The sequence below is a fragment of the Legionella sp. 16cNR16C genome, from assembly GCF_021297775.1.
Taxonomy (GTDB): domain Bacteria; phylum Pseudomonadota; class Gammaproteobacteria; order Legionellales; family Legionellaceae; genus Legionella_C; species Legionella_C quinlivanii_A.
Genome location: NZ_JAJTMX010000003.1, coordinates 525,726 through 538,323, shown reverse-complemented (window position 1 = coordinate 538,323; position 12,598 = coordinate 525,726). Strand labels below are relative to the sequence as shown.

Sequence of the window (12,598 nt, the reverse complement as noted above, 5' to 3'; positions counted from 1 at the left end):
AATAACCATTTCAATTTCCCTGTGCCCATTCATGGCGCATACTATATAGTGTAGCGGAATTTAACAGGCCAGAATATGAATGCTTGGATTATTCGGATCCACAGGGAAAAGAGGAGGATATTCACCCAGTTCCCGCGCCCTGTTAATCAATTTGGAAATATCCTGAGTCACCAGCTCGTAAAGCTGCTCATAACTATCAATAACAAAATAAACTTTTTGTAACTGATCAATACGGTATGGCGTTCTAAACGCAGTAATAGGATTGAATATCACCCGCATCGGAATTTCGCTTTCCACGCTGTAAGCGGTTTCGCTGATTGAAGAGAGAATACCGCCGCCATATGCCCGCAGACCCTGGCGATTATTTATTAATCCAAATTCAACGGTAAACCAGAACAAGCGCTGCAGCAAAGGCCATTCATCCTCGGAAAAACCCAGCACCCGCTGGGCATAGTTGCACACAAAATCGGCGTAGACCGGATTAGTAAGCATGGGACAATGACCAAAGAGTTCGTGAAAAATATCCGGCTCCTGAACATAATTCAACTCTTCTTCACAGCGGATAAAGGTAGCCGCGGGAAATTTCCTCTGTGCCAGCAACTCAAAAAACTCCCTCGCTGAAATTAGCGCCGCAACCGGTTCCACCTGCCAACCTGTTAACTCAAGCAATTTGCGGCTGATATGCGGTAATTGAGGAATTTTATCGGCAGACAGGCCCAAGCGCTCGAGGCCGTTTAAAAATTCATCGCAAGCCCGATTAACCAAAATCGGCATTTGCCTCTCATAGAGCAATTGCCAGATTCGATGTTCCTCAGGGGAATAGTTGACCATGCCCTCTGAATCAGGCTTGTGAGAAACATAGCGGCTGACAAACTCCATAATTACCTCGTGGATATTAATTCTGATGACTAAATTATAGCGATTTGCAGGATTGTGCAAATAAAAATTAATCGTACAAATACTGCATAACTGTATCTATTTTTGATTTTTAAAACTAATTACAGGTTATTATTATGCTTTTCATCACCAGGGTTTTACAAACCCGAAAAGCGGGGCATTCATTCGACCGCTTATCCACAGAATCTGTGGATAAGCTTGTGCATACCCTGTAAAACGTCTTCAAAACAAAGGCCTATAAGCCATTGCCTTAATTCTGACAGGCTGCATTATCAATGGCAGCGAGTTAATTTTTTATCAGGCTTGTGTTTACAGTAATTAAATCATGCTAAAATTAGCAACTTTGCACATGAAAAGCAGCATGGTTCAATCAGAACGTTATAAGCAGGCCAAACGCGTTACCCTTCTTGGCGCATTAGTCAACGCAATGCTGGGTTTAATTAAATTAATCACCGGTTTTATCTGGCATTCCCATGCGCTGGTTGCAGATGGTGTACACTCTTTTTCAGACTTATTCACCGACGGTCTGGTTCTCTTTGCTTCCCGATATGGCAGTCTGGATGCGGATGACAGCCATCCTTATGGGCATCAGCGCATTGAAACTGCCGCCACTTTACTGTTGTCGCTGCTGCTGGTACTCGCAGGAAGCGGCATTGCCTGGGATTCTATTGACGAGCTGATGAACGCCAGCCACACCCGTCCTGGCTGGCTTGCCCTGCCGGTTGCCTTAATTTCTATTCTGTTGAATGAACTCCTCTTTCATTACACCCGTCATGTGGGCAAGCGCATTAAATCAGAGCTGATTATTGCCAATGCCTGGCATCATCGTTCAGACGCCGCCTCTTCCGTCGTGGTGGCATTAGGATTAGTCGCCAGCCTTTCAGGGTTTATTTATTTTGATGCCATCGCTGCCATCATTGTGGGATTAATGATTATCAAAATGGGACTCGAATACGGTTGGAACAGTGTGAAAGAGCTGGTTGACACCGCGGTTGACGCCGAGACCCTGCAGGCAATTGAAACGATTATTCAGCAAGTGGATGGTGTGGATAAAATTCATCAGTTGCGCAGCCGATTCATGGGTGGCGATATCCTAATCGATGTGCATATCCTTGTCTCCCCGTTTATATCAGTCTCTGAAGGACATTATATTGCCCAACATGTTCATCAGGCATTAGTGAATAAACTCGAAAGAGTAAAAGATGTTATTGTTCATGTGGATCCGGAAGATGATGAGGTCACTTGCCCGTCCTTGCATCTTCCCAGCCGAAAAAAATTGCAAGAAATGTTAATTACTCCCTGGCAGCAGCAATTTCCTGAACTGGAGCGATGCACCATTCATTATCTTGACGGCTTTATCTATCTTGATTTGCAGATTAAATTCTCATCGGGGTCTTCTTTGCTTCAGGAAGCCATCATCCGTGATCTCGGAAACTATCCTGAAATTAAACGCGTTACTATCCTGAATCTGAACCAGAGTATTGAAAATGAGGCTTGTCGAATTGGCTAGAAAACACTTGCCAAACAGAGTATGGAAAAATATCATTCCTACATCTTTCAGGCCCAGGCATATTATTAAACAGTATCCCACCCAAGGAAATTCATGATTGTCACTGCAGCTACATTAAAGCTGATATTTGCCGTTGCCATTGTTGCGGTTATTTTATTAGCAGGTTGGTTACCTTTCAAGAAACGGATTGAAAACGAAGAACACCTGGACTTCCCTATAGGAGAAACACTGGCTACCGGTGTTTTTCTGGGTGCTGCATTAATGCATATGCTGCCTGAAGCAAATCATGCCTTTATGGAACGAGGCTATCATTATCCTTTTGCTTTTATCATTACCGGGTTAGTTTTCCTGGTTTTTTTGTGGTTTGAACATTTGGGCAAGGAACTGTACCAGCATCATAATCACCGCCATCCGGCTTTCGCCATATTAGCCTGGGGGATGTTGTCGGTTCATTCGCTGATGTTAGGCACAGCACTGGGCTTAAGCCACAGTAATTCAGTAGTAATCATGCTTTTCCTGGCCATTATTACCCATAAATGGGCCGAAAGTTTTGCAATCGCTGTACAACTTAATAAAAGCAGTCTCAGTCATACCAAAAGCCTGCTCTTTTTTCTATCGTTTAGCCTGATGACGCCGCTGGGTATTTTTCTCGGCTGGTATTTTGGAAGAGGACTTGAGACCAATTCCCTTTTTGACTCCATACTGATCTCAGCTTCAGCCGGTACGTTTCTTTATCTGGGAACCTTGCATGGACTGGAGCGCTGTGTAATGGTGGAGCGCTGCTGTAATCTCCGCGATTTCAGTTTTGTAATCATTGGTTTTCTATTAATGGCTTCGGTGGCGGTTTATGTATAATTTCCCCCATCAAAAACCGATTATTCTGGCATCCGGTTCGAGAGCCCGTCAGGAACTTTTGCGATCACTTGGCCTTGATTTTCGTGTAATTCCCTCCAATTGCGATGAAGAGGAAATCAAACAATCATTCCCTTTCCAGGATTTTACAGGGCTGGCCCGTCAATTGGCTCGCTCTAAAGCGCTGTCTGTCAGTGAGGCGAACCCATCCTCTTATGTAATTGCTGCAGATCAGCTCTGTGTATTGGAGCAGCAGATTCTGGATAAACCTGGGGGCCATGAAACCGCGGTTATCCACCTTAAACTGTTAAGAGGGAAACAGCATAGTCAGATTTCGGCCTGCTGTATTGCTTTTGCTGGAAAAATTATATGGGAGGCTCAGGATAGCGCTTTGCTGACTGTAAAAAACCTAAGTGAGCAAGCCATTCAAAATTATCTTCAACATGATAAACCCTATCAAAGCTGCGGCGCTTATCATTATGAGGGAAGAGCCAAATGGCTGTTTAGTGAAGTCATCGGCAGTGATAGCACAATTCAGGGGCTGCCTCTGATGGCATTGACTAATGCATTGATTGATTTGGGAATTGTGTCACTGGATTAACTGTCATTAAGCTCAAATTTCTATTAAACTGTCCTCCCCGCGAAGGCGGGGATCTATCTCTGAGCTAGCTATAATGCCTATTGAGGAATGGATTCCCGCATTCGCGGGAATGACAAATTCCTTAGCTTAGTGACCGTGCTGTCGCAGGGAAGAGGAGATAATTATTACTCTTTTGAATGACCAAATCCACCTGGATTCCATGGAATATTATCAAAGAATGCATCCACATGCGTCATTTTACCGGTCTGAATATTCTGCTTGTCTATGATCGCCAGCTTGTAGCTCACTTCATTGTTCTTGTAATGCGGAGAAGAAACCACGGCTACAAAATTCTGCTGCTTTCCAGACGCTGGCATCATGGCGAAGGCGACATTCGGCGGCACCTCTTTGAAATTATCTTTAATTGAATTATCGGTCCATAGCTTCAGAAACTCAGATAAACTTACCAGCCCCGTTGAACGGACTGGTCTGTCTGAGAAGTAGCTCAGATAATCTGGAGGATTTTGCAAGGTCAGGGTATACGAACTGTCAGCATTTTTTACCAGCTGCGCCTGTGAGTCGCTCTGGAAAAACATGTAATTGGTCTGAGTTGAGGCCATTGCATAACTACTGACTACCAAACAAACAGTACCCAACAACTTTTTCATGATAACCTCTTAAATTAGCTAGACTCATATCCGCTACGATGAGTTAAATCGTCGTTATGCTCTTGCTTTACTACACTAGATGTTCCCAGGCTATGTCTGGCAAAAAACGGATAACGATTCTTGCCCTGCAAAGAAACATTTACCTCTGACATATCCCTTATCTGCTTATAATCCGTCCTTATTGATTCATTATACTCTTTTTGACGCAAAGGTGAAGCAGGATTGTCATCAGAAATACATAAACCTTCGAGACTCAAATCTTCAATACTCTCATCTTCGAGAAGTGGCTCTGAAGTCAGTTGCTCTACTTCATCACTGTCTAGGCTGATATCATCATCTGCATCATAGTAATCACTGTTCTCATCGGATTGATCTGCGTCCGCATCGTTCTGTTGTTCAAATACTTCACTATTTGTGTTTTCGTCATCATCTGAAAAATCAGACATTGAAAATGTGAGCAATTCCTGGCTTTCGATATCATTCTCATCTTCAATTTCTTCAACCCGCACTGAAGGCTCTTTTTGACGGCGCTGTGCTAATTGCAACTGAAAATCTATAAGTGCCACTGCAGACAGTAAACCCATCAAGAAAGAGCTACCAGCCAAATCCCCGTCAAACAGACCATTAGTAACCTCATCATCATGAGCTGCGGCATAGATATCCAAAGGAAAATGGAAGAGAGCAGCAGCCAGCGAAGGATTCACACAAAGCACGGTCAATAGAAAGATTAAACTGTCGCTTAATATCGGATAGCCCTCTCTTGCCAGTGACTCACATAGGCCTGTAATCGCAGTGAAAAGGATTAATGTAGTGGGAATAAATGAGTTTAAGGCTAGCTGTCCCTGCTGAATCAGTACATCCAGAACTCCAGTGAAAGCAGTTCCTCCACGCCAGAAACTGGCAGCGTGTCGAGAAAAACTACGTTCATTGCCCTCACCCAGTACACGGTAATATTCATTACGAGTTGAAATCAGCGTGGGTATGAGAGCCAAAGCCGGCGCAATAATCTTACCAAAGCTATCGTTATATAAGCTCACTCCCCCGATATCCATAGCCACGGTGGTGATCATGGTCCATGCAAAGCCGAAGTCAGCCAGAAACCCGCCTACTGCGTAGTCCATAAAGAACGTGCCTTTATGCAGGGATTTCAGGAATTTATTTTCGGGATATCGTTTGGCAAGCGCTTCTACAACCTCGTTACTAAGTGAAATACCCGCCCCCAGGGCCATGGGAGCAATCAGCCACGAACCTGGATGATAATAAATCGCCACCAAGCCTAAAGTCGAAACCCAATTCGCTGCGCCTTCAGGAACGGAAGCCACCAACCGGATGCCGGTTTTGAATTTTTCGATTGATGAAGGCGGCTCTATGGCATTTTGATTAGCAGGAAGTAAAGGGATATTTTCCTGGTTTGGCATAAAACTCCCAAAATGAATATTTACAATTAAACACAATGGATTAATATTTTACACGTAAAGACTTAAGAAAAGCTTAAGCTTATGATTGAGCACAATGACAAACTGCGATGTAGTCTGCATCAGTGACAGTCGCGGGGCCTCGGAAATAACATTATTCATTGTTTTCAATAAATAAATTAGCCAAGTTCCTATCTATATACTAAGCTAGAAAATGATAACTTCACTCAACGGAGCATGCCATGACCTTTCGATCCATGAAGTCACTATTAACAGTTGTAGTTGTAAGTTGTTTGCCGGCGATTGGTTTTAGCGACGATACAAAAACGGATACAAAAACCGAGGCGCCCACGTTCCAGTCAACCTGCGTTAATGCCTGGATGGGCCGAAATACGGAAATAACTGATAAAATGGATTTTAAAAATTTTGGTGAAAAATATTGTAAATGTGCGGAAACCCAACAACCTCTTGACACCCAGGAAGCGATTAATAAAGCCGCTCAAGTGTGTATGTCACGCACCATATTGCAAGATGCAATGGACAATGTAGAGGAAAATGTAGGCCTGGATAAAGTAACCAGTAAAGATATCGATGACAGCTGTCACAATCGCTGGCTGCTCGTGTATCCAAAAATGGATGAGAACGATAAGAAAATTGCGACATCCTATTGCGATTGCGCAGATCCCAAGTTAGTTGATTTAAGTAAAAACTCCGAAAAAATGACAGATGACGAGTATTATAAAGAAATTTACAAAATCGCTGCGACTTGTTCAGGAAAAGAAGGTAAATAGTTTAAACTGAGTCAGGGCGTGATGCTAACTTTCAGGGAGAGATCTTCTTAGCCAGAAGATCTCAAGCTTTTACGAGGATTGCGGGAGTAGTACGATGGGCCACAAAGATAAATGTGAGGATGCAAGTTGCCACCATAAAGGTCCTTTATGTCGAATTAATAAACCATCCCATTTAACCGATGCACGGCAGCATTATGATAGAATAGCCTGTATATTTCAGGGTGGCGGCGCATTAGGCGCTTATCAGGTAGGAGCCTTTCGTGCGATCCATGAAAAGGGTTACCAGCCCAATTTTCTGGCAGGCGTATCGATTGGGGCTATTAACAGTGCCATCATTGCCGGTAATCCCCCGGAAAAGCAGCTCGAAAAATTAATGGCATTCTGGGACAAAATTGTTCCCGCCCTGTGGACTGATTCTTTTTTTGCGCATGAGATGCCTGATTATCTTCACCATTTTCATAACCGTATGGGCGCTTTGCATACTGTATTTTTCGGCCTGGATGGTTTTTTTAAACCACGTCCATTACCCCCGCATGCTTTTTCAAATAATACGCCGGATAATTTAAGTTATTATGATACCTCCTACTTACGTGAGACTCTGGAAGAATTGATTGATTTCGATCGCATTAATGATAAAAAAATAACTTTATGCCTTGGGGCTGTGGATATTGCCTCTGGTGAAATGGAGTTTTTTAACAATCAGAAGACGGAAATAACAGTTGACCATGTCATGGCCAGCGGTGCTTTACCCCCCGGTTTCCCAGCTGTTAAAATAGGAGATAATTACTATTGGGATGGCGGAATTTATGCCAACACTCCATTAGTAACCGTATTGGACGCCCTGCCCGAACAGGACACACTTTGCTTTGTGGTGGACTGTTTCAGCTTACAAGGCAATTTGCCGCGAACAATGGATGAGATGGAAGAGCGTCAAAAAGATATCCGCTACGCCAGTCATTCCCGACGTTTGACCAACGTGTATACCAGCCGTCAGAATTTACAGGCAGCTATTCAATATCTTAGTGATAAATTAACCCCGGAAGCGATGCAGGATCCCGAAGTACAGAAAATTCTCGAGCTGGGTCATAGCAAACATTTCAGTGTGGTGCATATCATCTATCGCGGAACGGCCTTTGCACATTCATTCAAAGATTACAATTTTATTCGCTCCGCTATTGATCATCGAATGAATACGGGCTATCAGAATGCCCTGGACGTTCTGGTTAAACCGGATTGGGAAAGAAAATCAGACAAAGCCTTAGCCTGCTCAATCTATGGCGTGCCCTCTGATTATTTTGAGCAACATTAAAAGCATAGCCTCAACTTTAGAGAAACTGCCCCTCTCTCTAACTCTCTCCCTGTGGGAGAGAGGACTTCATGACGAATTTCTTTTTATAGAAAATCCCCTCTCCCAAGTTTGGGAGAGGGCTAGGGTGCGAATAGGCGGGAATGACACATTTTTGTAAACATTATCCAATAACCGGCGCCGCCTGTTTTGTCAATGCGTCAACCGCGTCCAGCAAATCGTCCATTCGTTTGCAGGATGATCCAGTATCATTTTTAAAAAAACCATGTCTCTTCGGAGAAGCTGAGTCAGCCGTCTTCTGTGCGGCCTCAGAAACAGACTTCCCAGTCTTGAATTCCGATGTTTTACATTGAGCGAGTTCGGATTTAAACTGCTCAATGTTGACTGCATTGCATAGGCCAGCAAGAACAGTGAACAATCGATCTTTTTGCTGTTTTGGGAAATTGGCTTCTTTTTCATCGAATAATTTGTCCGCCTGTTTTAACAGATTAGCAAAAAGTTGACCTTCTTTGATATGCGTCAAATCGGTATCAAGCCTTGAAATTCTGGCGCTGTGGTTTTTTATGTTTTCCCACATGCTACTGCTGTAACTGCGGCTTTTTACTGGTGCTTCGCTTTTTTCTTCACTGGGCATCACAGGCTTTTTATTAGAAGTAGTTGAAACTGACGGTCCGAAGTCTGGCAGCGTATCAGCCAGAGGAACTGTGCGCAACGCTTTTTTCTGTAAGGCTATAATCCCCTCCTCCTGCTCTATGGCATGAGAAGCAATAGCAGACTCAATTTGCTCGGCCATTTCCTTTTGAGAGGTATGCAAATAAGAGAGTGTTTCCGCTCCTGATTTGTTCAGATACTTTCTTAAAAAATCTTCCGCTTTTTCAATGCCTGCTGCATTATTGGTAAATTCTATCCTACGGGTACCATAATTCGCATCAAAATATTTTAGAACGATGGATTTGTCTTTGTGCTGGATACGTAAACCCATTGTATGAGCGACTTCCTCTCCATAGTAAAAGAATTGCATGCGATCTTTTTGCGGATTGGCCAGGATATCCCTTACAATAGTATGAGCAATGGATTTCTGCGTCGAGCTGCCTGCTTTAAAATTGGCCTCCGGCAAATCATCAGACCGTAATCTCCATTGGGCTCGCTGTAAAGCCGCAATTCTTCTTACCATTGGCATATTGCTATAATCACTTTGGTTGGAAGTTAATTTCCGAAATTGCTTAACGAATTTATCCGTTATTAGCCACAGACCGGTAATACCGTAGCATTCTCCGCCCTTATTCACGAAGCCTTTTTTATCCCCTGAAATCAAAGTACCCTGGTTGAAATTTCGATGATTGACGGAAATTAAATTACTCAGTTGGGTTAAGGGATTGGAGTGGCTGGTCTTTTGCTCTTTTAACATCGGCGGATACGATTTAAAATCAATAAACTTCTGAAATCGCTTTTCAAGCGCTGGTTCCTTTATCATCGCTTTCATAGATAATCCATGGAATTCAAGACTTGCAGCACAAAGTTTCACATAATCATAGGGATTAATATGGCGTAAAAAATACTGTACCTCTTCGATAGAAAAAGGAATCGTACTAAAATTAGTTGCCATTTGCAGATAATGCTCATCGGATGCTCTGGCCCAGGCACGCTCATTGCTCCAAAGCTCGAGAAAAAGAAACCGGCTGAAATCAGGACCATATTGCGCTAACTTGTCAAATATCTCTTCTGGATCTTCATTTTGCTCGCGAAATGAACTCCATAATGCCAGAATGTCCACCCGCAGGAGCACATTCATTACAACTTTTGGTTCTTCCAGGCTTAAATTATTCAGTGCAATGAGAGGATGCTCGTTTTCAAGATTCATCACCAGCTCATTTACTTTGTCATTCTGTTCAGAGGTCAGGTCTTTATAGGGATTTAAAAATGCAAAAGGGGTGAGGACACTGCGAGGAGGCATATTAATTGTCCAAATAATACACATAACGAATTATTAGTATAAAGCCTCTCTATTTGCAAATTACTAAAACCTATGTCCGCCTTTCTTACATCTTTTGCAATACTTCCTGCAGATGTTTGACAGGTTCTACTTCGAGTCCCATTGCCTGTTTCGGTGCATTGGCAAAAGGAACAATGGCCCGTTTAAAGCCATGCTTGGCAGCTTCCCTCAGGCGCTCCTGCCCGCTTTGCACTGGACGGATTTCGCCTGCTAAACCGACCTCGCCAAAGATTATTGTTTCACGGTCAAAGACCTGGTTTCTCAAACTCGAAACCACAGCCGCCAGCAAAGCCAGATCACTGCCGGTTTCAGTCACTTTCACGCCGCCCACCACATTAATAAACACATCCTGATCAAAAGTAGCTACTCCGCCATGACGATGTAAAACGGCTAATAAAATGGCCAGTCGATTATGTTCAAGACCCGCCGTAACCCGTTTTGGCTGCTGTCCATGCGCTTCATCAACCAAAGCCTGCACCTCAACTAACATAGGACGAGATCCCTCCCAGGTAACCATCACTGCGCTGCCGGGTGTCGGTTCTGGTTGACGGGACAGAAATATTGCAGAAGGATTGGCAACTTCTTTTAGTCCGCGATCAGTCATCGCAAAAACACCTAGCTCATTCACCGCTCCAAAACGATTTTTTATCGCGCGAATTACCCGAAACCGGCTATCACTCTGACCTTCAAAATACAAGACACTATCCACCATGTGTTCAAGAACCCGTGGGCCTGCCAGAGCGCCCTCCTTGGTGACATGGCCTACAAGAAATACCGCAGTTTGTGAGCTTTTTGCAAAACGAACCAACTGTGCAGCAGATTCACGGACCTGCCCTACTCCACCCGGTGCGGAAGAAATGCTATCGGTAAAAATAGTTTGTATCGAGTCAATCACCACTACGCGTGGTTTTTCAGTCTGGGTGTGGCTTATAATGGTTTCCACATGGGTTTCGGCCAGCAAGCGAAGACCATCCAGAGGCAACTGCAGGCGCTTTGCGCGCATGGCGACCTGCTGTAATGATTCTTCACCCGTTACATAGAGGACAGATTGCTCTTTGGAAAGATTCGCCAGAGTCTGAAGCAAAAGAGTCGATTTACCGATACCGGGATCACCTCCGATTAGCACTACCGAACCATCCACCAATCCTCCGCCAAGAACGCGATTGAGCTCCGATAAGCCGCAGTCCATACGTACTTCATGATTGATAATAACATCTTCAACAGAAGTAACGATTGATTTCTGATTTGCATAATTACCAATGCGCAGATTCTTCACCGGGGCAATACTTTCTTCAATCACTGAATTCCAGGCACCACACTGTGTACACTGACCTGACCATTGGGAAAAACTGGCTGCGCATTGACTGCAACTGTAACGGATTTTAGCTTTCATTTATTCTTTGCTTCTTTTTGCATAATGTAACAAACTGGGTAATCTTATCCTGAAAATCTAATCGAGGCTATGTCGACAATGAGTGCAGAAGTATTTCAATGGGCAGTCACAGGGGCTGGGCCCGCAGGAATTGCAGCGGTAGGAAAACTCATCGACCAGGGTATACCGGCGCGTGAAATCCTCTGGATTGATCCTGCCTTTAAAGTGGGTGATCTGGGACAATACTGGAGTGAGGTATCCAGTAATACCCGCGTTTCGCTTTTTGTGGATTTTCTAAAAGATGCCCACTCCTTTAAATTCAATGAAGCCGCAGAACAATTTGAGTTACTGAGACTGCCTCCCGAGGAGACTTGCAAGCTTGACTATATCGTCAAACCCTTACAATGGGTGAGCAATCATTTACGTCAATCCACTACGTCTCGGCAGGAATCAGTGCAGCAGATCAATCTATCAGGGCGGCAATGGACTTTGACTACTGGAGAAAATGAATATAAAGCTGCGAATGTCATTTTAGCGACCGGTGCTCTGCCCTCTTCACTAAACTATCCTGGTGTAGACGTACTGCCTTTTGAAATAGCCATTGATAAGCAGAAATTAGCCCAGACAATAAGCAGAGACCATTGCTATGGAGTGTTTGGCTCCTCTCACTCGGCCATCATTATCCTGCGCCATCTGGTTGAACTTGGCGTGGAAAAAATTATCAATTTCTACCGCTCCCCCTGCCGATATGCCATCAATATGGGCGACTGGATTTTATTTGATAATACCGGTTTAAAAGGTCAAACGGCGAACTGGGCACGCGAGAACATTGATGGAGAACTGCCAGCCAGTCTTTCCCGATATATTATCAATGAACACAATCTGGCCCGCTATCTCCCGCAATGCCATCAGGTCATCTATGCCGTGGGCTTTGAAACGCGGAAAAATCTGATTATCGGTGATTATGATCAGGTCCAATACAATCCTCATCTTGGTATTATTGGTCCAGGATTATTTGGTCTGGGTATCGCTTATCCTGAATTAAAAGCCGATCCTTATGGCAGCGTTGAGGCGCAGGTGGGCCTTTGGAAATTTATGGTTTATCTTAACAAAATACTGCCGCTGTGGCTCAAATATCATACCTGAGCTTCGAGACAGCCCAGGTTTTGGCCCGCATTAAAAAATAAAATAGGCTCTACTCTGCAATTTCAGAT

General features: G+C 43.9%; 11 protein-coding genes. 6 read left to right on the top strand and 5 right to left on the bottom strand.

Going from position 1 to position 12,598, the window contains the following annotated elements:
* Window positions 1-60: 60 nt before the first annotated feature.
* Window positions 61-879: a phenylalanine 4-monooxygenase gene (gene phhA, locus LXA66_RS12475; protein ID WP_133139624.1), complete on the bottom strand. Its 819-nt coding sequence runs from the start codon at window positions 877-879 to the stop codon at window positions 61-63.
* 379 nt (window positions 880-1,258) lie between these two features.
* Between phhA and LXA66_RS12470 the strand changes: the two genes are divergently transcribed.
* The 3 genes from LXA66_RS12470 (at window position 1,259) to LXA66_RS12460 (ending at window position 3,860) form a co-directional block, all read left to right on the top strand.
* Window positions 1,259-2,407 (top strand): cation diffusion facilitator family transporter, encoded by a 1,149-nt coding sequence (locus tag LXA66_RS12470; RefSeq protein ID WP_233013947.1) that lies wholly within the window; start codon window positions 1,259-1,261, stop codon window positions 2,405-2,407.
* A 93-nt stretch (window positions 2,408-2,500) separates the two neighbouring features.
* Window positions 2,501-3,262 (top strand): ZIP family metal transporter, encoded by a 762-nt coding sequence (locus tag LXA66_RS12465; RefSeq protein ID WP_255665366.1) that lies wholly within the window; start codon window positions 2,501-2,503, stop codon window positions 3,260-3,262.
* The gene (locus LXA66_RS12460; protein WP_233013408.1) at window positions 3,255-3,860 is read left to right on the top strand and encodes a nucleoside triphosphate pyrophosphatase; all 606 of its coding nucleotides are present in this window, start codon (window positions 3,255-3,257) and stop codon (window positions 3,858-3,860) included. The genes LXA66_RS12465 and LXA66_RS12460 overlap by 8 nt, the downstream gene beginning before the upstream one ends.
* A gap of 164 nt (window positions 3,861-4,024) precedes the next feature.
* Here LXA66_RS12460 and LXA66_RS12455 read toward each other — a convergent pair whose 3' ends face one another.
* Together LXA66_RS12455 and LXA66_RS12450 are read right to left on the bottom strand one after the other, a co-directional pair.
* Complete coding sequence (locus LXA66_RS12455) at window positions 4,025-4,507, bottom strand: hypothetical protein (protein ID WP_133139626.1); 483 nt, start codon at window positions 4,505-4,507, stop codon at window positions 4,025-4,027.
* A 14-nt stretch (window positions 4,508-4,521) separates the two neighbouring features.
* Window positions 4,522-5,925 carry a hypothetical protein gene (locus LXA66_RS12450; protein ID WP_233013407.1) on the bottom strand — a complete coding sequence of 468 codons (1,404 nt, stop codon included), beginning with the start codon at window positions 5,923-5,925 and terminating at the stop codon, window positions 4,522-4,524.
* 239 nt (window positions 5,926-6,164) lie between these two features.
* Between LXA66_RS12450 and LXA66_RS12445 the strand changes: the two genes are divergently transcribed.
* Both LXA66_RS12445 and LXA66_RS12440 read left to right on the top strand, forming a co-directional pair.
* Window positions 6,165-6,713, top strand: a complete 549-nt coding sequence (locus LXA66_RS12445) for a hypothetical protein (RefSeq protein WP_233013406.1) — start codon at window positions 6,165-6,167, stop codon at window positions 6,711-6,713.
* Between the two features lie 94 nt (window positions 6,714-6,807).
* Window positions 6,808-8,022, top strand: coding sequence for a patatin-like phospholipase family protein (locus LXA66_RS12440; RefSeq protein ID WP_112220682.1), 1,215 nt, complete (start codon window positions 6,808-6,810; stop codon window positions 8,020-8,022).
* A gap of 160 nt (window positions 8,023-8,182) precedes the next feature.
* Here the strand turns inward: LXA66_RS12440 and LXA66_RS12435 are convergent, their stop codons facing one another.
* Both LXA66_RS12435 and radA read right to left on the bottom strand, forming a co-directional pair.
* Window positions 8,183-9,973: a hypothetical protein gene (locus tag LXA66_RS12435; RefSeq protein ID WP_233013405.1), complete on the bottom strand. Its 1,791-nt coding sequence runs from the start codon at window positions 9,971-9,973 to the stop codon at window positions 8,183-8,185.
* 85 nt (window positions 9,974-10,058) lie between these two features.
* Window positions 10,059-11,405: a DNA repair protein RadA gene (gene radA, locus LXA66_RS12430; RefSeq protein ID WP_133139630.1), complete on the bottom strand. Its 1,347-nt coding sequence runs from the start codon at window positions 11,403-11,405 to the stop codon at window positions 10,059-10,061.
* 78 nt (window positions 11,406-11,483) lie between these two features.
* Here radA and LXA66_RS12425 point away from each other — a divergent pair, with 78 nt between their 5' ends.
* Complete coding sequence (locus LXA66_RS12425) at window positions 11,484-12,530, top strand: NAD(P)-binding domain-containing protein (RefSeq protein WP_233013404.1); 1,047 nt, start codon at window positions 11,484-11,486, stop codon at window positions 12,528-12,530.
* Window positions 12,531-12,598: the final 68 nt, after the last annotated feature.

Coding starts and splice junctions, on each gene's coding strand:
- LXA66_RS12450 (WP_233013407.1), bottom strand. CDS start 5,925: ATGCCAAACCAGGAAAATATCCCTTTACTTCCTGCTAATCAAAATGCC.
- phhA (WP_133139624.1), bottom strand. CDS start 879: ATGGAGTTTGTCAGCCGCTATGTTTCTCACAAGCCTGATTCAGAGGGC.
- LXA66_RS12465 (WP_255665366.1), top strand. CDS start 2,501: ATGATTGTCACTGCAGCTACATTAAAGCTGATATTTGCCGTTGCCATT.
- radA (WP_133139630.1), bottom strand. CDS start 11,405: ATGAAAGCTAAAATCCGTTACAGTTGCAGTCAATGCGCAGCCAGTTTT.
- LXA66_RS12470 (WP_233013947.1), top strand. CDS start 1,259: ATGGTTCAATCAGAACGTTATAAGCAGGCCAAACGCGTTACCCTTCTT.
- LXA66_RS12425 (WP_233013404.1), top strand. CDS start 11,484: ATGAGTGCAGAAGTATTTCAATGGGCAGTCACAGGGGCTGGGCCCGCA.
- LXA66_RS12455 (WP_133139626.1), bottom strand. CDS start 4,507: ATGAAAAAGTTGTTGGGTACTGTTTGTTTGGTAGTCAGTAGTTATGCA.
- LXA66_RS12440 (WP_112220682.1), top strand. CDS start 6,808: ATGGGCCACAAAGATAAATGTGAGGATGCAAGTTGCCACCATAAAGGT.
- LXA66_RS12445 (WP_233013406.1), top strand. CDS start 6,165: ATGACCTTTCGATCCATGAAGTCACTATTAACAGTTGTAGTTGTAAGT.
- LXA66_RS12435 (WP_233013405.1), bottom strand. CDS start 9,973: ATGCCTCCTCGCAGTGTCCTCACCCCTTTTGCATTTTTAAATCCCTAT.
- LXA66_RS12460 (WP_233013408.1), top strand. CDS start 3,255: ATGTATAATTTCCCCCATCAAAAACCGATTATTCTGGCATCCGGTTCG.